Below are 20,287 nucleotides of genomic sequence, written 5' to 3' on the forward strand. Positions count from 1 at the left end.
GTACGGGGATTGTTTATTTTCAATAATTTACAGGAAATATTCTGTACGGAGATCGTTTATTTTCAATGGTTTAGTTTTATGCGGCTAAGCTGTTGAAAATAAAAGGTTCCTGTAAATCATTTGCAGAAGACTATTTTCAGAATCTTGTCTCTATATTCAGGATACCTGATTTGGGTGTAATACTCTGCCAATGGTTGTTGCGACGAATAAAATTTAACCGGCACCTTTAATGTGAACGCTTGCCGTGAGGTGCTCAGCGACTTGGTTAGGAAAACCCAGGTTAGCTTCGCGAACCTGGGGCACCCGTTTCTATGGATGTGGCTAGAGTGACGGATGGTTCGTGGGCAGGTGTCAAACTATGACCAGCCTGATTTGAGATTCTTCGCTGCGCTCAGAATGACGGATGGTGGATTTTGATGCGCTATGTAACCACATCCGAGTGCATGAGAATCCCACCCTTTCGCAGAATGCGCGAAAGGATGGGGCACCGGCGTCAATCGGTCGCGGTTTTTATATGGAAAATGAGGAGAAGCGCGGGGGCTAAAGCCCGTTCTGATACCGCTGGGGTTCACCGGCCTGAAGGCCGGTGCTTCTACCTGTTAGCCCGCGAATACTCTACCTGCCAATCCACGAATGCGTGGAGTGTAAAAGACTCAGCTTTTTGACAAGCTGAGCCTTTTGTTTTTGCGCGAAGCGGGATTGTCTGAACGGCCAGTTCACCAGCCGCGGGTTTGGAGGAGTTGTTCCTGGTCCAGGGTGGAGATGGCCAGACCCTTCATGGTTCCGGTTACTTGTTCGGAGGCTTCGGCTACTTTCTTGGGATCGTTGTAGTGGGTGGTTGCTATGACGATGGCGCGGGCGCGGGATACGGCTTCGGCGCGTTCGGCTGCGTCGTGTTCGACGTCGAGCGGGGTGGCGCGCTCCTTCATGAAGATGCCAGAGCCGACGAAGACGGTTTCTGCGCCGAGCTGCATCATGAGGGCTGCGTCGGCGGGGGTGGCGATGCCTCCGGCGGAGAAGTTGGGAACGGGAAGCTTGCCGGATTTTGCGACCATGCGGATGAGTTCGTAGGGCGCCTTATGTTCCTTTGCGGCGACGTAGAGCTCGTCGTCGCCGAGGACGGTGAGCGAGCGGATGTCGCGGACGATCTGGCGCATGTGCTTCACGGCGTGGACGACATCGCCGGTACCGGCTTCGCCCTTAGTGCGGATCATGGCTGCGCCTTCGGCGATGCGGCGGAGGGCTTCGCCGAGGTCGCGCGCGCCGCAGACGAAGGGCGTGGTGAAGGCGTGCTTGTCGATGTGGTTGGCCTCATCGGCGGGGGTGAGGACTTCGGACTCGTCGATGAAGTCGACGCCGATATCCTGCAGCACCTGGGCTTCGACGAAGTGGCCGATGCGGGCCTTGGCCATGACCGGGATGGAGACGGCGGCCATGATTTCCTTGATGAGCTTGGGGTTGGCCATGCGGGCGACCCCGCCTTCAGCGCGGATCATGGCGGGGACGCGCTCGAGGGCCATGACGGAGACTGCTCCGGCTTCTTCGGCAATGCGGGCCTGCTCTACGTTCATGACGTCCATAATGACGCCGCCTTTGAGCATTTCGGCGAGGCCGATTTTGAGGCGGAGGCCGGTGGATGTGGTGCCGTTCTGATTGCCGTTGTTTGCGTGCAGGTCTGCCATGGTGTTTCCCTCTCGACGGCTGCGCGAAGTGTTATATGAGAGCGCAGCTTAAATTCTTCGGAACACTTAAGTTTATACCGTTTCGGAGGGATCAGGGGATTGCTATCCCACCCTTTCGCAGAGAACGCGAAAGGATGAGCACCCAGTGTTTGCGCGTTGAAATAAGTGCTGGACTTCACTGGGGGATTGGCGAAGAATTCAGGCTCGATGTTTCTCTTTGCGGGTTGAGGGTTGCATTCAGAGGAGGACAGGGATGCCGAAGTATTTGATTGAGCGCGAGATTCCGGGAGCTGGGAAGATGTCTGCGGAACAACTCAAGGCGGTTTCGCAGACGTCGTGCGGTGTGCTGCGAAAGCTGGGGCCGGAGATTCAGTGGCTGCACAGTTATGTGACTGAGGACAAGATTTACTGCGTCTATATTGCACCGAGTGCGGATGTGGTACGAGAGCATGCGGTGCAGGGCGGATTTCCGGCGAACCGGATTTCACGGATTGAATCGATGATCGATCCGACGACTGCGGACGCGTAGTAGTTCTCCCACTTTAAGGTGTCTTAGTCGAGAAATTTGCGAGGATTAATATCGCTTGTTGGCGTCTTCTGGATTCTTCGCGCGAATGACTCGCTTCTATCATAAGTGCGGACGGCCTATTGTTGCCGGGAAGCGGATTTGAGAAGGATGCTGCGGTCGATGGCGATGAAGAGGGCTTTTCCCTGAGCCAACACTGTGCCTGCGCCGTCTTTGATTTCGGCTTCGCAGGAGTGTTTGCGGCCTTGATGCGAGAGGTGGCGACCGGTGATAGTAATCGGCTGCTCCAACGGTACCGGGCGAAGATAGTCGATCTCCATCTGGCGCGTCATGGCGGTGACGCCGTGCTGGCGGTTGGCTTTGCTCATGGCCTCGTCGAGCAGAGTGGCGATGATGCCGCCGTGGGCGTATCCGGGCGGACCTTCAAAGCTGCGAGCGAGGCTTGTATTGCAGATGATCTGTTGCTGATCGTCTACGAAAAACTTCAGGTGCAGACCGGAGTGGTTGGCTTCGCCGCAGCCGAAGCAGTTGTGCGGCGCGCCATGTGAGAGTGGTTTGACGCTCATGCCTGGCTCAGCGCGGAGAGGAAGATTTCGCGGTCGACATTGCCTCCGGTTAATACCACGCCAGCGCGCTTGTCCTTGAGGGCTTCGCGTTCCTTGAGCAGACCTGCAAGGCCTGCGGCGGCTGCGCCTTCGGCGATGTTGTGCGTGTCTTGATAGTAGACGCGCATGGCGGCGGCGATTTCTTCTTCGCTGACCGTGACGATGTGATCGACATTGGCGAGGATGAGGTCGAGCGCTTCGGGGACAGGAACGCGGCAGGAGAGACCGTCGGCAAGACGCGAGTTTGCGGCATGCGAGACGGGCTGCTTTTCGCGGAAGGAGAGGGCATAGGCGGGTGCTGCTTCGGCGACGACGCCGATGATTTTTGTTTTCGCGCCGAGAGCGTTACGAACGGAGACGACTCCGCAGATGGAGGAGCCCATGCCGATGGGCACGTAGACGGCGTCGAGTGCGGGTGCGGTGCTGAAGAGCTCGTAAGCATAGGTCGCGGTGCCGAGGACGAGCAGCGGGTGGAATGACGGGATCATGTGCAGGCCACGTGACTCGGCGAGTTCTCTGGCGTATTCGAGCGCAGCCTGGAAGTCGTCGCCATGCTCGATGAGTTCGCCTCCCAGGGATTGCATGGCCTGGTTTTTCTCGCGGCTGTTGCCGTGGGGTACGACGATGGTCGAGGTCAAGCCGAGACGAGTGGCGGCGAGGGCTACGCCTTGTCCGTGATTGCCGCGCGTGGCTGCGATGACGCCGGTGACTGCCGGGTGGTTCTGCTTCAGCCAATCCATATAGAGCATGGCCCCGCGGAGTTTGAAAGCTCCCACGGGAGAATGGTTTTCATGCTTGACCCAGACTTCGGCTCCGGCGCGTTTGTTCAGCAAGGGCCAGGTGTATTGCGGCGTGGGTAGCATAACGGTGCGGACAAGCTCGGTGGCGCGCTCGATTTCAGCGATAGTGGGCGTCTGCATGGGGAATGGATGTTGGTTGTTACGGGAAAGGTAACAAATTTTTGTTTCGGGATAATGGAGGTTGGTGTCAGGATCGGAGTCTTCGGTATCCCACCCTTCGCCTGCGGCTCAGAATGGGGCACCCAGGTTGAGCGATATAATCAGTGTAGTTATGGCGGATTTTGAAATATCGGATGTGCTGCAGTCTAAACCGGACGCGGCGCATGCATCGAAAACGTTTTACCTGGAGACCTTTGGCTGCCAGATGAATGTGCATGACTCGGAGAAAGTCATTGGCACGCTGACGCAGCAGGGCTACCACCAGGTAGATACGGAAGAGGCTGCGGATCTGATCCTCTATAACACCTGCTCGATTCGCGATAAGGCGGAGCAGAAGGTCTTCAATCGTCTCAATGACTACAAGAAGCTGGTGAAGCAGGGTAAGCGCTTTGGCGTGCTGGGCTGCGTGGCGCAGCAGGAGGGCGAGCAGATTTTCGAGCGCGCTCCTTATGTATCGCTGGTGTCGGGATCGGCTTCGTATCGCAAGCTGCCGGAGATGCTGGTTCGTTTAGAGCTGGGCGAGAAGAGGATTACCGGCCTGGACGACCGGCAAACGGAAGAGACATTTGAGACGGAGTTCACGGCTCGCAGCAATCAGCATCGCGGGTATATCACCATTATTGAAGGATGTGACAAGTTCTGTGCGTACTGCGTAGTTCCGTATACGCGTGGCAAAGAGCGCAGCCGCACTTCGACTTCGGTGCTGGCGGAAGCGCAACGCATGGCTGATAGCGGGTACACCGAAATTCAGCTGCTTGGGCAGAATGTGAATTCATACCGCGATACGGAAGGGAAGAAGTCTTTCGCGGAATTGCTGGCGGCGGTGGGTGAAATTCCCGGAATCCGGCGCGTGCGTTTTACGACCTCGCATCCGAGGGACTTTACGCGGGATATCGTTGAAGCGATCGATGCAGTGCCTACGCTGTGCGACCATGTGCATCTGCCGGTGCAGAGCGGATCGTCGGATGTGCTGCACATGATGCAGCGCGAATATACGAGGGACTGGTATCTGGAGCGCATCTCATGGATCAAGGCGGCGAAACGCAAGATCAGCATGACGACGGATATCATTGTCGGCTTTCCGGGAGAAACTCCGGCGGATTTTGAGCAGACGGTCACGCTGCTGCACGAGGTGCAGTATGACGGCGTTTTTGCTTTCAAGTATTCGCCGCGGCCCAATACTCCTGCGATCACGATGCCGGATTCGATTTCGGACGAGGTGAAATCGCAGCGGCTGCAGATATTGCTTGAGAGGCAGCGCGAGATTCAGCGATTCACCTACGAGAAACATGTAGGCGAAGTTCTTGAAGTAATGGTTGAAGGTCATAACCAGGCGCGCGGGCAGGTGATCGGCCGCACATCGCAGAACAAGACATTGAATTTCACCACTGGCCAGCCGATTCTTCCGGCGGGCGGAAGTTATTTGCCGGTGCGCGTGACAAAGAGTTTTCCGAATAGTCTGGTAGGCGAATCCGTCGCATAGGGGCGAATTGCATGGAAATCGAGATGAAAATCCGGGGCCTTATGGTCGATCCTGCTACGAATGCGCCGATCGTGATTTTGAAGGACGTACAGAGCGATACGGTGCTACCGATCTGGGTGGGCCTGTACGAGGCGAATTCGATCGCGCTCGAAGTGGAGAAGGCGACGACTCCGCGTCCGATGACGCACGATCTTCTGAAGAATCTTGTCCAGGGGCTGAACGCCACGATCCAACGCGTGGTTGTGACGGAGCTGAAGAATGACACGTTCTATGCCGTGTTGTGGCTGGAACAGGATGGTGAGCTTGTCACCATAGATTGCCGTCCTTCCGATGCATTGGCTTTGGCATTGCGCGCGGATTGTCCAATTTTTGTGGAAGAAGATGTGCTGCGTGTCGCCAAGGTGATTCCAAATCCTACAGACCAGGCGACGCAGGAAGAGCTGCGGCGCTGGCTGGAAAACCTCAACGACGAGGATCTCGGCCGTTACAAGATGTAGTTTGCACAAAAAGTTTGTTCGGGAGCGACAGCGCCTATGTACGGTGCGCACGTATGAGTTTACGCCGCATTGGAAAGCTATTTGCCGCTCAGAATTTCGGGCAGCTGGTAACAGTGCTGACGCAGTTATTGCTACCGCCCGCATTTCTTCATTCCTATGGTGTAAGTCTGTATGGCCAGTGGCTGGCGTTGACGGCTGCCGTGGCATATTTGACTACCTTCAATTACGGCCTGCAGACCTACACCAATATGCAGATGACAATCCACTACAACCGTGGGGAGGTGCAGGAGACCCGCGAGGTTCAGTCGGCCGGGTTGAGAATTCTATTCGCTGGGTTCTTCATTATTGGCGCGGCGCTGCTGGTTATATTTCTTATTCCGGTCAATGCGCTGTTGCATCTGACTATTCCGCAGCTTGCGGCGCAATGGACTCTCTACATTCTCGAATAAGCTCTATGAATTCTCCGAGCGCATTATTCTGCTGATGACGACGCCGATCACCTTTGGCTCCATGCTGGCGACTCCGCTGTTGTTACAGATTTGGCTGCACAAGGGCAATCTTTACGATCCGAGCGTCTGCCTGTTATTGGGACTCACTGTTTCTGTTCTCAGCATTAAGGAACATAAGTATCAGTTCCAGTTTTCGAGCAACCAGGTGCAAGCCATCTCGTACATGACGATTTTCTCCTATAGTCTTCAGCTGGCAATCGCCATTCCGGTGATGATGAGGTTTGGTCTGGCTGGCTACCTTGTGACGTGGCTTGGCAGCGAAATATTGCAGCTTTTCTACCTGCTTCGCCTGAACGCGAGACTTTTCGCTGACACCGCCAAGGTAGACCGGACACCGGTTTATCAGCTCTTCGGCTTCCTGGCGATCAGCAGTCTTGTTTTTCTCTGGCCGGTTTACCACATCGCGAGTTTTTCATACCTAGAGCAGGCCGCCATAGCCATTGTGGCGGCCAGCAGCGTGTGCTTGTCCTTGCAGTCTCCATATTGGTTATCCATGACCGCTTCCGCTGAATGCGGTTGATAGCGTCCAATGCCGAATGCGACACCTATATAACGAACCTGCGTCGAGACATATTCATAGATCGCCTGAATCTTCTCGTCGTCGGTCGTCTTGCCTTTGATAAGCTCGTCAGCTTTGGCCTTCAGCTCCGGCGTGGTGGCAGTCCGGTCTTTGGATAAGCCGCCAAACCATGCGCCCACTTCCTCCCAGCTTTTGAAAGTAGTCCACGCGATCGTAGGCTGAGGATCGGGATCTGGCTTTGGAGCATCCTTCTTGTCTTCCTTGGTGGGCGTTGGTTCCGGATGCGATGCTTTCCACCGATACACCTTCTTGTCGTTTTCTTCTGAAATGACAGGCTGCGCCTTAGGACTCAGAACAAGCGCATACTTATCCTTCGGAATGGACAACTCAACACTCTGATCCAGTACTACGGCATTTATTGTGAAATTCTCAGCTCCCCAGAACTGATTCGGAGCCTGTGGTTTTTCGATGTAAAAGCGAACCTGGTATTCCAGCGAGTCGCCCGGACTCAGCGATTTAACAGGAATCTGCTTCTCCTTCAAGTCGCTGTAAAAAGGAGCGATGCGCGAAACTTGCGACGGCATATCCTGCGCATCACCCGGCGGCGTCTCCACCACTGATCCGTCCTTTTTGCGAACGCGGAGATAGACGAGTTCGGGACGTTCATTGCCAGCCGCGTAGGGAATATCGATGACACCAAGCTGCCGTACGGCAGCGTCCGATTGGATGCGCGCAGCAAAGGTCAGGATTTTTTCGCCCGTCCCATCGGCGTTGTATTGATAGCTGGTCACCAGCTTGTCGAAGACCACCGATTCCCGCGAGTAGTCATAAGGTGCCTTGGCAAGTCTTACCCCGGCTGGCGGTGGCTCCGGTTTCGCTTGAGAAAAACCAGAGGTTGAGGCAACCGATACAACGAGAAACAAGGCAGAAAGAGAAGTCGAGCAGCGGAACATTGCTCTATTTATTACCGTAATGACTTCGCTCCGCGCCAGCAAATTCTCACCGTAGCGCAAATTTGTAACTCACAGCAAACAGCGAATATGATCGTGTGGAGAGTTGCTACGCGATTTTCGCAAAAAATTACCCAGTCAGAGTGATTTTTGGAGGAGAACAGAAAGATGCGAGTTGGTTTGCTTACAGGGGGCGGTGATTGTCCCGGACTGAATGCTGTGATTCACGCAGCGGTGAAAAAAGGCATTCTTCATTACGGCGATGAATTTGTCGGCTTCCTTGAAGGCTGGCGCGGCGTGCTGGATAACAACACCATCCCGCTCACGCTTGAATCGGTGGACGGCATTCTGGACCAGGGCGGCACCATTCTTCGCACCTCGCGCACAAATGTCCGCAAGATCGAAGGTGGCATTGAAAAGTGTGTAGCCACGCTCAAAGCGGCCAAAATTGATGCCCTGATTGCCATCGGCGGCGACGATACCCAATCCGTGACCAACGCCCTGATCCAGGCAGGCGTACCCGGTGTAGGCGTTCCCAAAACCATCGACAACGACCTATATGGCACCGATGCCTGCTTCGGCTTCGACACCGCCGTTTCCATCGCCACTGAAGCGATCGATCGCCTCCATACCACTGCCGAAGCGCACAACCGTGTCATCGTCTGCGAGGTCATGGGTCGCGATGCCGGTTGGATCGCCCTCACCGCAGGTGTCGCTGGCGGCGCTCATGTCGTTCTGGTCCCAGAAAAGCCGATTGATCTCGAACATGTTTGTGCGTTGCTCAAGTACAACCATGATCACGGCAAGAAATACGGCATCGTTGTGGTCGCCGAAGGCGCCAAGCTTCCAGGCGTGGGGCAGGCAATTTTGGGCTCAAAGGTTGATTCCTTCGGTCACGCTCGGCTGAGCGGTATCGCACAGGCACTCTCTGAAGCTATCGAGGAAAAGACCGGTTACGAGACCCGCTCGGTCAATCTCGGACACACGCAACGCGGTGGAACTCCAACCGCCTACGACCGCATGCTGGCTACCCGGTACGGGCTGGCGGCTATCGATCTGGTCCATCAAGGTAATTTTGGGCGTCTCGTCGTCCTCCGCGGGACCGAAATCAAGGACATTCCCATCGCTGAAGCCATCTCCAAAAACCGTACGGTAACGGAGAACTTCCTCGAAATTCTCAACGGCCTGGAACCCAAAGTCTAGAAGTGAAGCAAATGTTGATATTGAAAGGCTGGACTACATGTCCAGCTTTTTCTTTTGCTTACAGGAGAAATCGCATGTAATAGGTGATGTCGAACCGGTTTGGGAACCAGATTGGTTATCAGCTAAATAGATTTCAGATAAATAGCGGCAATAAGCGGATAAAAGCCAGTGATTTAAGGAAATTTCTTGAACAAACACTATAGAACGCGGTATAAGCACAGAGCCGGGTAAGTTGGCCTACCCGCACACTTGATTCCTGGGAGAGCCTTCCATGAAAGCAGCGACGCGCAATGAAGTTCGGGAAGTAATGGACATTCGACAGGCAGCCAGCTATCTCGGCATCAGCCCCGACACACTATACAAATACGCATCTGAAAGCTTTATTCCCGCATTCAAGCTCGGAAATCGCTGGCGCTTTAAGAAGTCCCGGCTCGATGACTGGATGGATCAGCAGTCGGGCGGGTCATATCAGGCGGAGACTAAGGAAGTGAAGCCACGCCAGCGTAAACCGGTTCGGGCCGCCCGTTAGGCACCCTCTATACGGCGAGCTTCGGCTTTTTCCCAAGCAGATATACCACCACGGCCAGCATCAGAACCGATCCCATCGCAGCAAGCCCGAGTACCCGCATGATGGCAACCGTATAACGCCCCTGGCTGGGCGTGTAGTTGCAGCAATAGAGCAGGATGAGGTCAGAAAGCGACCCAATTTTGTGATTGCTGGCCTCCACCAGCGCCAGCCGCACGTCACGCGACTGGTATTCAACGCCGGAAAGATACTTCGACATTCGGCCATCCGGAGTGGCGATCATAATGACGCTCGAATGAGCGAACTGGTTCATTTTGCCGTCCGGACCCGGTACGCGCACATAATGGAACCCAGTGGCCTGCGCCAGATCCGTGATAGCTGCCTGCTCTCCGGTAAGAAAATGAACACTGTCAGCGGAAGAGGAATCACCAAGCATCATCAGAAAATGCTGCTTGGCTTCGACAGAATCGGCAGGTGTGTCAGTGGGGTCAATGCTGGTGATGACAATTTCATAGTCACGCCCGAGATGCAGCCCGGTCTGTTTCAAGGCTGAACCCAGGCCATGCAGGACCTGCGGGCAAAGCATTCCGCACTTGTAATAGACAAGCGCCATGACAACCGGCCGATGTCCAAAATAACTTCCCAGCGCAACATCGTTGCCGTTTTCATCGCGAAAGTGATCGCCAAGTGGAAGAGAATGGTTAAGATTTTGATCGATACCTGCATTTTTTAGATAAGCCGGAGTAGATTGCGCGGAAGCGCCCAGCGGCTTATCGGCAGAATAGCTTTGCGCGTAAGAGCCAATGCAAAAAACAGAGCTTAGTGCGACGCTGAGGAATATCCGGAGCAGGTTCACATTTCAGAATACGCTGCTCCCCATCGTGGCGCACAACAATCGATGCCGGTTCAATCAAGAGCACCAGCATCGATTATCCCGGACTAGATGACGGTGATCTTACGCTTCCGGAGCCGATTGCGGTCGCAGCAACGGGAACAGGATCACATCGCGGATCGACCTGGCTCCGGTCAGGATCATCGTCAGGCGGTCGATGCCGATGCCTTCACCACCGGTGGGTGGCAGCCCATAAGAAAGAGCGCGAACGTAGTCCTCGTCCATCTGGTGGGCTTCGTCGTCACCGTGTTCGCGTTGGGTGAGCTGATCTTCAAAGCGCCTGCGCTGTTCTTCGGGATCGTTCAGCTCACTGAAGGCGTTACCTACTTCGAATCCGCCAATGTAGAACTCGAAGCGCTCAACCCAGTCAGGCTCGTCGGGCTTCTGCTTGGACAGAGGCGAGACGGCGAGAGGGAAGTCGTAAATGATCGTCGGCTGGATGAGATGATCTTCGGCAACAGTCTCAAAAATCGTGGCGATGGTTTTGCCGCGCGGCTCCCCGGGCTTGTACTCGATATGAATTTTTGCCGAACGCAGGCGCTCGACTAACGCTATGACAGATGCATCGCTGCTGAAGTTTTCGATAGCCGGCTTTTCCCCCGCTGCTTCCGGCCAGAATTCGACGATGGCCTCGCGCATCGAGAAACGCCGCCACTTACCGAGATCGATTTCATCACCGTTGAAGTGTGTGATGGTGGTGCCGTTTACTTCCGTCGCGACAGTGGCGATCAGCTCTTCCGTCAACTGCATCAGATCGTGATAGTTCGCGTATGCCTGATAGAACTCAAGCATCGTGAACTCGGGATTGTGCTGCGTCGAGATTCCTTCGTTGCGGAAGTTGCGATTGATCTCGTAGACGCGGTCGAGTCCGCCGACTACGAGGCGCTTGAGATAAAGCTCGGGCGCAATCCGCAGAAACAAGTTCATGTCGAGCGTGTTGTGATGCGTGACGAAGGGACGCGCAGCTGCGCCTCCGGCGATAGGCTGCATTATTGGCGTTTCGACTTCGATGTAACCGCGCGCGTCGAAGAAGTTGCGCATGGCCTTGAGAACCTGTGCGCGTTTGATGAAGACGCTACGGACGTTGATCTCGTCAGGGCCGCCTTCGTTGAGCGGCGTGTTCATAAAAAGATCGACGTAGCGCTGGCGGTACCGCAGTTCCACATCTGATAGGCCGTGATATTTCTCCGGCAGCGCCAGCATCGCCTTCGAGAGGAAGGTAATGGTCTGGACGTGAACCGACAACTCGCCGGTACGCGTACGGAAGAGATAACCCTTCACGCCGATGTGATCGCCGAGATCGAGCAGCTTATAGAGCTGGAAATTGTCTTCCCCTACATCATCCTTACGGACGTAAATTTGCAGGCGCTCACCGTTCTGTTGGAGATGGGCGAAGCCGGCTTTGCCCTGGCCGCGAATGGCCATCAGCCGCCCGGAGACGGAGACTTCTACGCGATTGGTTTCCAGCTCTTCCGCGGTAGTTTCGCGATATTTAGCCCAGATTTCCGGAATAGTGTCGGTCGAAACGTACTGGTTCGGGTAGGCCTGCTGGCCGAGAGCGGTGATCTGGTTCAGTTTGTCGCGGCGGAGAGCAAAAAGATTCCGCTCGAACTCGGATTCAAACACGTGGATGCCTCAAAAAACTTCAGATTGAATGGTTGTAAATTTCAGTATAGCGAGTCATGAAGTGAGCGGGTAAGCGAGCACGCGATTTGTGCTGACCTGTTTCCCCGGAAGGCACACTGACCTGTCGAATACCTGAAGTGATATAACAAGCTTCGATATGGCATTCAATAATCCACCGCCGAAGAAGCCCGGCGCAAAATCCGATGATGGTGGAATGTCCACCCTGCTTCGGGCGGAGAAGCTGACGCAGATTGCATTTATCTTGCCGGTGGCCGTTTTTATCGGATGGATATTGGGTGTGGCACTCGATAAGTGGCTTCACCAGCACTGGATTTATATCGCAGGGATCATCTTTGGAGCGGTCGCAGGATTTATTCAGATTTTCAGGCTGGTGTCTGAATCAGAGAAAGATATGAAATGACCGAGAGCAGTCAACCATTGTTCAGCTTCAGTGACGCTGATCTGAAAATCGCGCTTCGCCGCGCTACCCAGGGAACCGCGATTGCGGGGGTGGTACTGGCAATTGTGCTTACTGTGCTTCGCGGCTGGCAGACGGGCATTCTCCTGCTGGCTGGGGCTGTAATTTCGGTCACAGGACTATGGGAATGGCAGCGGTTGGTGGTGTTTATCAATGCGAAGCTGGATAAACAGCAGGGACCTGGTGCCGCCCGTGTCATGACGACGTTTTTTCTTCGGCTCTTATTCGCCGGGGGTATACTATATGTTAGTCTAAAGTGTTTGCATGGATCGGTTTACGCGCTTGTAGGCGGTTTGGGATTAGGTATTTTCTTTCTCACCGTGGAAGCTGTGCGCATGATTCGCTCCTAAAGACACATCCGTAGCAAATTACCTGACAGGGATTCATGCACAGCTTACTTCTCGCACTTACAGCTCTGCTTAACAATGCCTTCGGCGCGCCGGTGACTGCGCTGCTCTACAAGCTCGGTATTCATCCGCTTCATCCAAGAGCGCCGATCAGCAACGAATTTACGCTCGAATTAGTCGTCGGCGCGGTGATGGTGCTGTTCTTTATCGCAGTGCGGGCCACGCTCAACGTTGAGAAGCCGGGCAGTCTGCAGCACCTGGCGGAGATGGTGTACGATTTCGTCGACGAGCAGGCGCAGTCGGTGATGGCAGAGCACGGATACGAAAAGCATATTCCCTTCGTGACGACCATCCTGCTTTTCGTGCTGCTGTGCAACGTACTTGGATTGCTGCCGGGTATTCCGACGCCGACTGCGAGTACAGTTGTCCCGCTCGGCATCGCAGCGGTCACGTTCATTTATTTCAATTATCAGGGCGTGCGCGCCCAGGGACCGATCGGCTATTTCAAGCATTTTCTTGGCCCGGTCATCTGGATTTCGCCGCTCATGCTTCCGATTGAGATCATCTCGAACCTCACGCGCATCATGTCGCTTACGGTTCGTCTCTATGCCAACATGTTCGCCAGCGATCTGCTGACGCTCGTCTTCTTTTCGATGATCCCCGTCGGCATACCGGTGATCTTTCTCGCGCTGCACTTTGGCGTCGCTTTGATTCAGGCGTACGTCTTCATGCTGCTGACGATGATTTATCTCGCGGAAGCGACGGCAGTCGAGAGCCACTAATTTATGTTTCGAAGCCGAAGTTCTGCTTCCACTTCGGTGAAGCGGCCGTTAGCGTGAGGGGGCCAGCCCGGTGAGCCTCAACCACCCACTGACGGCATACTTTGAAGGAAGCAAGGAGAAATACAATGCGCAAACTGCAATATCTATTCATGACGCTGGCTGTGCTCTTCATGGCATCGCCTGCATTCGCACAGACTGGCGGTACCTCGGCCCCTAGCTGGGTTCCTATCGGCGCCGGTATCGGCATGGCCATTGCTTCCGGCCTTTGCGGCCTTGGACAGGGCCGTGTTGCCGGTTCAGCAGCGGAGGCCCTGGCTCGTAACCCCGGAGCACGCGCCGGTATTCAGCTGGTGCTGATTCTCGGCCTGGCGTTTATCGAGTCGCTCGCTCTCTTTACCCTGCTCATCATCTTCGCAGTGGTTAATAAGTAGTCGCAGTTTGCGGTATGGCAAATGGCCTCCGGTTCGCCGGGGGCCATTTGCTTTTTCACAGGCATTCCTGTGATTCGATTTTCATGTATGCCTTATGCGCATCCCATAAGATATGAGGCGCAGTTCATCTCATCTGATAAAAGACACGAAAGGAACGAACGATGGCAACAGCACAAACGAAAACAAGTGTATCGCTTGAGGACGCGCGCCGCATTATTGCCGCAGCAGAGAAAAAAGCGCAGGAGATCGGCCAGCCTATGAACATCGCCGTGGCCGATGAAGGCGCGAACCTCGTGGCCTTTATCCGTATGGAAGGCGCATGGCTTGGAAGCATCGATATCGCTCAGAAGAAGGCTTTTACTTCGCGCGCGTTTGATATCTCTACAAAAGATCTGGCGCAGCATTCGCAGAGTGGCAACCAGTTCTTTGGCATTCATGCTTCCAATAACGGTAAGGTCATGATCTTCGCAGGCGGCATCCCATTGAAGAGTGGCGACAAGGTTGTCGGAGCCATCGGCGTAAGCGGCGGTTCAGGTGATCAGGATCATGCAGTAGCAGAAGCAGGCGCAGCGGCGTTCTAGATTACAAGCCGCCAACCTACATAAGGAACGTAAACCAGCCAGATATTTACACGCAGTATGGAGGAACCATGGCCACGAATCGTGGTGTTGTCTATATGGGCCCCGGCAAGGTTGAGGTCCAGAACATTGATTATCCTAAGATGCAAACACCCCAGGGCATACCTATTGAGCATGGGGCTATCTTAAAAATCGTCTCAACAAATATATGTGGCTCCGACCAGCACATGGTACGCGGACGCACGACTGCGCCGAAGGGATTGACCCTCGGCCATGAAATCACCGGTGAGGTAATCGAGAAGGGAAAGGATGTTGAGTTCATCAATATCGGTGATCTTGTCTCCGTTCCCTTTAACATCGCGTGCGGCCGCTGTCGGGCCTGCCGCGAGCGACATACCGGTGTTTGCCTGAATGTGAATCCAAAGCAGCCAGGCGGCGCTTATGGCTACGTAGATATGGGTGGATGGGCCGGTGGGCAGGCGCAGTATGTGCTCGTTCCTTATGCCGATTTCAACTTGCTCAAATTTCCTGACAAGGACCAGGCAATGTCGAAGATCAAAGACCTGACTATGCTCTCCGATATTTTGCCCACGGGATATCACGGCGCCAAGTCGGCAGGTGTTGAGGTTGGCTCGATCGTCTACGTTGCCGGAGCCGGACCTGTTGGCCTTGCGGCGGCAGCCTCGGCTTATATTCTCGGTGCAGCTGTCATCATCGTAGGCGACAAGAACCAGGAGCGTCTGGCGCATGCGAAGAAAATGGGCTACGAAACGATTGACATCGGTAAGCATGACAATCTCTCCGAGCAGATTGAACAGATTGTTGGCGTGCCGGAAGTCGATGCGGCGATCGATGCTGTCGGATTCGAAGCCAGCGCGCATGGAGATCCCAACGAGGCGGCTCCCGCAAGCGTATTGAATGAGCTGATGGGCATTACGTTCGTAGCGGGCGGCATCGGTATTCCGGGCCTCTATGTTGTGGAAGATCCGGGCGCGCCGAATGAAGATGCAAAGAAGGGAATTCTGAAGATTCGCTTCGGCAAGGGTTGGTCGCGTTCATTGCATTTCCATACCGGGCAGGCGCCAGTGCTTCAGTACAATCGGCAGCTGATGCAGGCTATTCTGCATGACCGTTTGCCGATTGCGAAGATCGTAAACGCAACCATCATCAGCCTGGATAACGCGCCGGAAGGCTATGCCGATTTCGATAAGGGCGCAGCAAAGAAATATGTGCTCGATCCGAATGGATATCTGGCGAAGGCAGCTTAAATTAAGAAGGCCTCCAATCTCTGGTGGCCTTCTGTTTTGTCTTGAGAGTGATTCCGATCAACGAACCGCAAAATCGGCTCTGCACCCTTTATCTACCCATATTCCGCTGCGATCATAACCCCAGCTGTAGCCCTGCTTGCAAGGAGCGTCGCTGCGCTGCCTTACAAGGCGTACGCCGCCTCCGGTCGGCACGCGGCAGTAATTTCTGCCGCCATTGTCAGAGGAGCAGGTGATTACGCCACCTGGAGGGGGCGGAGGTCCACCGGGTCCTCCAGGTCCACCAGGAGGATAGCCCGGTCCCGGACCATACGCGGGAACTCTAGTGATGAAGTCTGCTCTGCAGCCTCGATCGACCCATATGCCGCGCTGATCGTAGCCCCAACTGTAGCCCTGCCGGCAAACAGCGTTGCTTCGCTGGTTCACCATGCGTACGCCGTATCGTGTGTCTGCGCGGCAATAGTGTCGGTTGCCGTCATCGGAGGCGCAAGTCAATCTCGGGCCGTCTCGATACGTTGTACCGCTCTGCGCATAAAGATGCGATGTGCAAGGCACCACGAAACTCGCGGCGAGAAGAATGAACTTCAGCATTCTCAAAATTTCCCTCCTCGAATCGAATAGGAAGCATATCCTGTATTCGCCTCAGCACCAAATCCGCTTTATGAAAGTTCATCAGTTGGGCGAGAAAAACCTCAAAGACGTTGTAACCGAATTGGGATTATGGGATCAAACGAAATGTGGCAGCGACGCGCACCTAAGAATAAAACACAGAGACTTTTACTGCTGTTCTAATGGGAAGTGAATGAATCAAGAAGTGCCAGAATCCATCCACACGTTGCAGAAGAACCGCAATGTTCGCTGGCTCGGATGGTCGAGCCTCCTCTTCGCATTCTTGCAAAGTGCATGCACCTTCGTGCTTGCGACAAGCAGTGTTCGCGTTCTTATAGGACTTAGTGCGCTTGCAGCGGCAGCAGGAACAAATGCTCCTGCAAAAGGCTTTCATCGGGATTCGATTCGTATCCCCATGATGATCTTTGCGCTCGTGGGAACGGTCATTACTTTGTACGGAGTCTGGCGGGTGCGAAGTCTGCGCCGCAGGCCGGCTTCGCAGTGGCGGGTACAGCCAGTAACCCCGAGACAAAAACGCTCTGAAAATTTTCAGATTGCGCTTTCGATCGTAACCTTGATCCTGCTTGCCCTTGAATGGTGGACACATTCGATGTTGCACCATCCCTTAAATTAACCCTCAGGCGGAATCGGGAGCTTCCGATGACAGCACGGCGTCGAGCCGCGCATGCAGCCGCTGGCTGAAGTCGACGGGCAATTCAAAGACACGGTCATCCGCCATCAAAATGATGATGTTGCGCGTGGAATCGAGCACGGCGGAACAGATTTCACAGTGAGCCAGATGCCGCTCCACATCGGCGCGCACTTCGGGATCGAGTGTCCCATCAATGTAGTCGGAGATGCGGTCCCATACATGTCGGCAGTTCAGAACCATGGCAACCTCCTTATAACTCCGCGCTTCTTTTCCGGCTTCCAGGCGACGCGCAATCGCGGAGCCAGCGCTTTTTGCAGAAGCAGGCGCGCGCGATGTAATCGGACCTTGACCAGTGAGATGGAAATCCCCAGCGCTTCGGCAGTTTCGTTCACGCTCAGCTCTTCCATATCACGCAAGATCACGACCTCGCGGAACGTAACCGGCAGCTCCGCTATTGCCTGTTGCATGAGTGAGCGCACCTCTTCGCGCTCCAATGCCTCCGAGGGAAGTTCACGCCAGTCGGTGAGCTGGGCCGGAGTGACAACACCATCGCCATAGTCAGTGCTGTCGAGTGAATCGAGGCTAGCCCTCTTTTCCGCACGCAGGCATGTGCGTGCTTCGTTAAGCGTGATAGCGAGGAGCCACGTGCTGAATCTGGCATCACCACGAAAGCTTGCCAGTTTGCGATAAGCTCGCAGGATAGCTTCCTGTGCTACGTCCTCGGCTTCCGTCTCATTCTTCAACAGCGCAAGGGCAGTATGGTAGACCTGTCGCTCGTAGGGACGGATGAGATCATGAAACTTTTCGCGTTCGCCAGAGAGAATAGCAGCGATAAGCGCGGTTTCGCGCTGTTGCTGTAGTTCTGCTCCGGGTGGTGAGGTAGTCATTGGCTAACGTTTGCGTCTGTGCGCGAAATAATGATCGAGCGAGAAGTAACCCGCGCCGAAGATGAGCACGATAAGCGATGCAAAAAGAAAGGTGAAGGGATCAGCAACATAGAATTTGCCGGGATTGCTCAGGATGGAGCTGAGAGCTTCACGGTCTGAAGCGACGTATGCGACAAACATGTTGCAGGCCAGCAATAGCCCTGTAAGGCGTGAGGCGAGTCCGACGATCAGCAATATACCGCCAAAGAATTCAAGAGACGCGATGGCCGGTGCCATGACTCCCGGAGCGGGAATATTAAGGCTGGCGAAAAAATCACGCACATGCGGAAGATTGTGCAGCTTACCCCAACCCGTCTGCGCAAATTGCCATCCCCAATAGAGCCGCACCAGCAACAGAAAAGGCGAATCCAGATGCGCTGCATAGTACTTGAAGCGGCAGTAAAAATAACTAAACCTGGATCCGATGGATGGCCTTGCGTTTATAACTTTGGGCTGCGTGCTCATGAGATTTTTGCCTTTCTTATCGAATGAACCAGCCGAGTGAAGACCAGGTTTGAAAAGCCGCTTGTAAAAAAGGCGCTCGCTCTTCTTCAGGAATTGCGCTCTCTGCAAATGCCATATCAATCGCTTCGCTGATGGTTTCGCCTGTCGAAAGCGTCGTAAGTAGCCGGTATTCTTCGCGATGGAGGCGTTTGTAATATACCGAGTTCTCGTGGCGATGCACGGCCAGATGAATTTCTTCAGGAGCCAGAGAGGCTATGTGACGCACTTTCCGATGCTTCCTGGAGATGCTGGCATTATTACTGCTGCCGTCGCTGCTGCCGCCTTCGCTGCGAACTTCGATAATCAGATCATCCACCGGATATCGTAATTCTAAAAAGCGGAGATAGGGCTGCAGTCGAAGCTGTGAGCCGTCGTGAAGCTCCGATAGATCGTCGGGGTCAATCAAAGGCTCAACAGCGGAATCGAATACCTCAATGTGCGCCCATTCCAGGCGAACCATGTCCATCGCGAGATTTTTGCGTGGCTCGATATGCTCCGGATGCTCAGTGAGCCATTGTTCGAGATGCGAACCGAGATTGCGCAATGTGAAGGATGCCGAAGGAAAATCTGTGAGATAGGCACGCATGAGCGTATCGAATTTCCTGCGTCCGACGATTGCCATCAATCCGGGAAAATCTTCTTCAAATGAAGAGTACAGCCGGAACCAGTATTGGCGGTTATAGATCTCAAGGCGCTCAAACGATGTAAGGCGATCATTCGGCTTAATCAAGGCATCCGCTTCTGCGGTGTTGGAGACTCCATTGCTGCGACGACGCGGCATCGTCTCCTGACGAGTCAATGGGTGCATGACGGCTGCAGCGACCCGGCGCTGTATTTCAAGAAGCTCGCTCATCGGGCGACCTCCGTAAGTTGCGGCACGGCGGGTTTGGCAGCAGCTTGCAGGAACTGGTTCGCTTTCAAGGCTTCTGCGTGGACTTCCTCAAATGAGGGAATGTTATCGTCCCACTCGAGCAGTGTTGCCGTTGGGCCGGCTCGCTCGATGGTGCGCGCGTACAGCTGCCAAACAGGCTCGAGCACGGGATGATCGTGCGTGTCGAGAATATACTTTTCAAACTTCGAGTGGCCGGCGATATGGATCTGCGCAATACGATCCGCGGGTACAGCGTTCACATAAGTGAACGGATCGAAGTTGTGATTTTGCGACGAGACATAAATGTTGTTCACATCGAGCAGGATGCCGCAGTCAGCCTTTTCGACCACCTCGTTGATAAATTCCCATTCCGTCATTTCAGAAGCGTGATATTCGGCGTAGCTGGAAACATTTTCGACAACTACTGGGATTTCAAGGAAGTCCTGCACATTGCGGATGCGGTCTGCCGTGATTTTTACTGCTTCCCAGGTGTAGGGCATGGGCAGCAGATCGTGTGTATAGCGTCCGTCAACAGAGCCCCAGCAAAGATGATCGCTGAGCCACGGAGTCTTTGTGCGCTTGACCAGCCGTTTTAGCTTTTTCAGATGCTCCGGATCGGGATTGCTGGCCGAGCCGAAGTACATGGAGACGCCATGCTGAACGACATTATATTGTTCGAGGATCTGATCGAGTACTTGAAGCGGACGGCCGCCGTCAACCATGTAGTTTTCCGAGATGATCTCGAACCAGTCGACAACCGGCTTCTCGCTCAGGATGTGATGGTAGTGCGGGATACGCAGGCCGATGCCGACGCCATATTCCGTGAAACTGTTAAAACGATTTGCAGGCACAGCGAGCTCCCTGAA

General features: G+C 54.5%; 25 protein-coding genes. 13 read left to right on the forward strand and 12 right to left on the reverse strand.

What is annotated here, in order from left to right; all coding sequences use genetic code 11:
* Positions 1-716: 716 nt before the first annotated feature.
* The gene (gene pdxS / locus GSQ86_RS01210) at positions 717-1,682 is read right to left on the reverse strand and encodes a pyridoxal 5'-phosphate synthase lyase subunit PdxS (protein WP_158748128.1); all 966 of its coding nucleotides are present in this window, start codon (positions 1,680-1,682) and stop codon (positions 717-719) included.
* A 253-nt stretch (positions 1,683-1,935) separates the two neighbouring features.
* On the opposite strand from pdxS, the gene GSQ86_RS01215 reads away from it, so the two are divergent.
* Positions 1,936-2,211 (forward strand): DUF4242 domain-containing protein, encoded by a 276-nt coding sequence (locus GSQ86_RS01215; protein ID WP_158748129.1) that lies wholly within the window; start codon positions 1,936-1,938, stop codon positions 2,209-2,211.
* A 116-nt stretch (positions 2,212-2,327) separates the two neighbouring features.
* On the opposite strand, the gene GSQ86_RS01220 is transcribed toward GSQ86_RS01215, so the two are convergent.
* The gene (locus GSQ86_RS01220; RefSeq protein ID WP_158748130.1) at positions 2,328-2,774 is read right to left on the reverse strand and encodes a PaaI family thioesterase; all 447 of its coding nucleotides are present in this window, start codon (positions 2,772-2,774) and stop codon (positions 2,328-2,330) included.
* Positions 2,771-3,733: a threonine dehydratase gene (locus GSQ86_RS01225; RefSeq protein WP_158748131.1), complete on the reverse strand. Its 963-nt coding sequence runs from the start codon at positions 3,731-3,733 to the stop codon at positions 2,771-2,773. The genes GSQ86_RS01220 and GSQ86_RS01225 overlap by 4 nt, the downstream gene beginning before the upstream one ends.
* A gap of 151 nt (positions 3,734-3,884) precedes the next feature.
* Here GSQ86_RS01225 and miaB point away from each other — a divergent pair, with 151 nt between their 5' ends.
* The 3 genes from miaB to GSQ86_RS01240 are packed head-to-tail and all read left to right on the forward strand — an operon-like array spanning position 3,885 to position 6,201.
* Positions 3,885-5,255: a tRNA (N6-isopentenyl adenosine(37)-C2)-methylthiotransferase MiaB gene (miaB, locus tag GSQ86_RS01230; protein ID WP_158748132.1), complete on the forward strand. Its 1,371-nt coding sequence runs from the start codon at positions 3,885-3,887 to the stop codon at positions 5,253-5,255.
* Between the two features lie 11 nt (positions 5,256-5,266).
* On the forward strand, positions 5,267-5,752 hold the full coding sequence (locus GSQ86_RS01235; RefSeq protein WP_158748133.1) for a bifunctional nuclease family protein: 486 nt from the start codon (positions 5,267-5,269) through the stop codon (positions 5,750-5,752).
* A gap of 53 nt (positions 5,753-5,805) precedes the next feature.
* Positions 5,806-6,201, forward strand: coding sequence for a hypothetical protein (locus GSQ86_RS01240; RefSeq protein WP_158748134.1), 396 nt, complete (start codon positions 5,806-5,808; stop codon positions 6,199-6,201).
* 453 nt (positions 6,202-6,654) lie between these two features.
* Here GSQ86_RS01240 and GSQ86_RS01245 read toward each other — a convergent pair whose 3' ends face one another.
* The gene (locus GSQ86_RS01245) at positions 6,655-7,734 is read right to left on the reverse strand and encodes a DUF3857 and transglutaminase domain-containing protein (RefSeq protein ID WP_158748135.1); all 1,080 of its coding nucleotides are present in this window, start codon (positions 7,732-7,734) and stop codon (positions 6,655-6,657) included.
* A 165-nt stretch (positions 7,735-7,899) separates the two neighbouring features.
* Here GSQ86_RS01245 and GSQ86_RS01250 point away from each other — a divergent pair, with 165 nt between their 5' ends.
* On the forward strand, positions 7,900-8,934 hold the full coding sequence (locus GSQ86_RS01250) for a 6-phosphofructokinase (RefSeq protein ID WP_158748136.1): 1,035 nt from the start codon (positions 7,900-7,902) through the stop codon (positions 8,932-8,934).
* Between the two features lie 271 nt (positions 8,935-9,205).
* On the forward strand, positions 9,206-9,463 hold the full coding sequence (locus GSQ86_RS01255) for a helix-turn-helix domain-containing protein (protein ID WP_174239928.1): 258 nt from the start codon (positions 9,206-9,208) through the stop codon (positions 9,461-9,463).
* Positions 9,464-9,470: 7 nt separating this feature from the next.
* On the opposite strand, the gene GSQ86_RS01260 is transcribed toward GSQ86_RS01255, so the two are convergent.
* Positions 9,471-10,316, reverse strand: a complete 846-nt coding sequence (locus tag GSQ86_RS01260; protein ID WP_158748137.1) for an SCO family protein — start codon at positions 10,314-10,316, stop codon at positions 9,471-9,473.
* Between the two features lie 99 nt (positions 10,317-10,415).
* Complete coding sequence (lysS, locus tag GSQ86_RS01265; protein ID WP_158748138.1) at positions 10,416-11,978, reverse strand: lysine--tRNA ligase; 1,563 nt, start codon at positions 11,976-11,978, stop codon at positions 10,416-10,418.
* A 157-nt stretch (positions 11,979-12,135) separates the two neighbouring features.
* Between lysS and GSQ86_RS01270 the strand changes: the two genes are divergently transcribed.
* The 6 genes from GSQ86_RS01270 (at position 12,136) to fdhA (ending at position 15,862) form a co-directional block, all read left to right on the forward strand.
* Entirely contained in the window at positions 12,136-12,399 is a 264-nt protein-coding gene (locus GSQ86_RS01270; protein WP_158748139.1) for an AtpZ/AtpI family protein, read from the forward strand.
* Positions 12,396-12,806, forward strand: a complete 411-nt coding sequence (locus GSQ86_RS01275; protein ID WP_158748140.1) for an ATP synthase subunit I — start codon at positions 12,396-12,398, stop codon at positions 12,804-12,806. The genes GSQ86_RS01270 and GSQ86_RS01275 overlap by 4 nt, the downstream gene beginning before the upstream one ends.
* A gap of 35 nt (positions 12,807-12,841) precedes the next feature.
* Entirely contained in the window at positions 12,842-13,585 is a 744-nt protein-coding gene (gene atpB, locus GSQ86_RS01280) for a F0F1 ATP synthase subunit A (RefSeq protein ID WP_158748141.1), read from the forward strand.
* 125 nt (positions 13,586-13,710) lie between these two features.
* Complete coding sequence (locus GSQ86_RS01285) at positions 13,711-14,016, forward strand: ATP synthase F0 subunit C (RefSeq protein WP_158748142.1); 306 nt, start codon at positions 13,711-13,713, stop codon at positions 14,014-14,016.
* A 161-nt stretch (positions 14,017-14,177) separates the two neighbouring features.
* A complete protein-coding gene (locus GSQ86_RS01290) occupies positions 14,178-14,597 on the forward strand; it encodes a heme-binding protein (protein ID WP_158748143.1) in 420 nt (139 codons plus the stop codon).
* Positions 14,598-14,665: 68 nt separating this feature from the next.
* A complete protein-coding gene (fdhA, locus tag GSQ86_RS01295; protein ID WP_158748144.1) occupies positions 14,666-15,862 on the forward strand; it encodes a formaldehyde dehydrogenase, glutathione-independent in 1,197 nt (398 codons plus the stop codon).
* A gap of 57 nt (positions 15,863-15,919) precedes the next feature.
* On the opposite strand, the gene GSQ86_RS01300 is transcribed toward fdhA, so the two are convergent.
* Positions 15,920-16,450, reverse strand: a complete 531-nt coding sequence (locus GSQ86_RS01300; protein WP_158748145.1) for a DUF3011 domain-containing protein — start codon at positions 16,448-16,450, stop codon at positions 15,920-15,922.
* A 223-nt stretch (positions 16,451-16,673) separates the two neighbouring features.
* Between GSQ86_RS01300 and GSQ86_RS01305 the strand changes: the two genes are divergently transcribed.
* Complete coding sequence (locus GSQ86_RS01305) at positions 16,674-17,102, forward strand: hypothetical protein (RefSeq protein WP_254062060.1); 429 nt, start codon at positions 16,674-16,676, stop codon at positions 17,100-17,102.
* Positions 17,103-17,105: 3 nt separating this feature from the next.
* Here GSQ86_RS01305 and GSQ86_RS01310 read toward each other — a convergent pair whose 3' ends face one another.
* The 5 genes from GSQ86_RS01310 to GSQ86_RS01330 are packed head-to-tail and all read right to left on the reverse strand — an operon-like array spanning position 17,106 to position 20,272.
* The gene (locus GSQ86_RS01310) at positions 17,106-17,360 is read right to left on the reverse strand and encodes an anti-sigma factor (protein WP_158748147.1); all 255 of its coding nucleotides are present in this window, start codon (positions 17,358-17,360) and stop codon (positions 17,106-17,108) included.
* Positions 17,351-18,007, reverse strand: coding sequence for a sigma-70 family RNA polymerase sigma factor (locus tag GSQ86_RS01315; protein ID WP_158748148.1), 657 nt, complete (start codon positions 18,005-18,007; stop codon positions 17,351-17,353). Before GSQ86_RS01315 ends, GSQ86_RS01310 begins: the two co-directional genes overlap by 10 nt.
* Before the next feature lie 3 nt (positions 18,008-18,010).
* The gene (locus GSQ86_RS01320; protein WP_158748149.1) at positions 18,011-18,511 is read right to left on the reverse strand and encodes a DoxX family protein; all 501 of its coding nucleotides are present in this window, start codon (positions 18,509-18,511) and stop codon (positions 18,011-18,013) included.
* Between the two features lie 16 nt (positions 18,512-18,527).
* A complete protein-coding gene (locus tag GSQ86_RS01325) occupies positions 18,528-19,403 on the reverse strand; it encodes a putative DNA-binding domain-containing protein (RefSeq protein ID WP_158748150.1) in 876 nt (291 codons plus the stop codon).
* Positions 19,400-20,272, reverse strand: a complete 873-nt coding sequence (locus tag GSQ86_RS01330) for a DUF692 domain-containing protein (protein WP_158748151.1) — start codon at positions 20,270-20,272, stop codon at positions 19,400-19,402. The genes GSQ86_RS01325 and GSQ86_RS01330 overlap by 4 nt, the downstream gene beginning before the upstream one ends.
* Positions 20,273-20,287: the final 15 nt, after the last annotated feature.

The sequence above is a fragment of the Acidobacterium sp. S8 genome (assembly GCF_009765985.1).
Lineage (GTDB): Bacteria > Acidobacteriota > Terriglobia > Terriglobales > Acidobacteriaceae > Alloacidobacterium.

Bases quoted from the DNA above. Each gene is read 5' to 3' on its own strand.
- GSQ86_RS01325 (WP_158748150.1), bottom strand. From the start codon at position 19,403: ATGAGCGAGCTTCTTGAAATACAGCGCCGGGTCGCTGCAGCCGTCATG.
- GSQ86_RS01225 (WP_158748131.1), bottom strand. From the start codon at position 3,733: ATGCAGACGCCCACTATCGCTGAAATCGAGCGCGCCACCGAGCTTGTC.
- GSQ86_RS01290 (WP_158748143.1), top strand. From the start codon at position 14,178: ATGGCAACAGCACAAACGAAAACAAGTGTATCGCTTGAGGACGCGCGC.
- GSQ86_RS01300 (WP_158748145.1), bottom strand. From the start codon at position 16,450: ATGCTGAAGTTCATTCTTCTCGCCGCGAGTTTCGTGGTGCCTTGCACA.
- GSQ86_RS01315 (WP_158748148.1), bottom strand. From the start codon at position 18,007: ATGACTACCTCACCACCCGGAGCAGAACTACAGCAACAGCGCGAAACC.
- pdxS (WP_158748128.1), bottom strand. From the start codon at position 1,682: ATGGCAGACCTGCACGCAAACAACGGCAATCAGAACGGCACCACATCC.
- GSQ86_RS01240 (WP_158748134.1), top strand. From the start codon at position 5,806: ATGAGTTTACGCCGCATTGGAAAGCTATTTGCCGCTCAGAATTTCGGG.
- atpB (WP_158748141.1), top strand. From the start codon at position 12,842: ATGCACAGCTTACTTCTCGCACTTACAGCTCTGCTTAACAATGCCTTC.
- GSQ86_RS01245 (WP_158748135.1), bottom strand. From the start codon at position 7,734: ATGTTCCGCTGCTCGACTTCTCTTTCTGCCTTGTTTCTCGTTGTATCG.
- GSQ86_RS01255 (WP_174239928.1), top strand. From the start codon at position 9,206: ATGAAAGCAGCGACGCGCAATGAAGTTCGGGAAGTAATGGACATTCGA.
- GSQ86_RS01285 (WP_158748142.1), top strand. From the start codon at position 13,711: ATGCGCAAACTGCAATATCTATTCATGACGCTGGCTGTGCTCTTCATG.
- GSQ86_RS01270 (WP_158748139.1), top strand. From the start codon at position 12,136: ATGGCATTCAATAATCCACCGCCGAAGAAGCCCGGCGCAAAATCCGAT.
- GSQ86_RS01235 (WP_158748133.1), top strand. From the start codon at position 5,267: ATGGAAATCGAGATGAAAATCCGGGGCCTTATGGTCGATCCTGCTACG.
- GSQ86_RS01320 (WP_158748149.1), bottom strand. From the start codon at position 18,511: ATGAGCACGCAGCCCAAAGTTATAAACGCAAGGCCATCCATCGGATCC.
- GSQ86_RS01310 (WP_158748147.1), bottom strand. From the start codon at position 17,360: ATGGTTCTGAACTGCCGACATGTATGGGACCGCATCTCCGACTACATT.
- GSQ86_RS01220 (WP_158748130.1), bottom strand. From the start codon at position 2,774: ATGAGCGTCAAACCACTCTCACATGGCGCGCCGCACAACTGCTTCGGC.
- GSQ86_RS01250 (WP_158748136.1), top strand. From the start codon at position 7,900: ATGCGAGTTGGTTTGCTTACAGGGGGCGGTGATTGTCCCGGACTGAAT.
- GSQ86_RS01275 (WP_158748140.1), top strand. From the start codon at position 12,396: ATGACCGAGAGCAGTCAACCATTGTTCAGCTTCAGTGACGCTGATCTG.
- GSQ86_RS01215 (WP_158748129.1), top strand. From the start codon at position 1,936: ATGCCGAAGTATTTGATTGAGCGCGAGATTCCGGGAGCTGGGAAGATG.
- miaB (WP_158748132.1), top strand. From the start codon at position 3,885: ATGGCGGATTTTGAAATATCGGATGTGCTGCAGTCTAAACCGGACGCG.
- fdhA (WP_158748144.1), top strand. From the start codon at position 14,666: ATGGCCACGAATCGTGGTGTTGTCTATATGGGCCCCGGCAAGGTTGAG.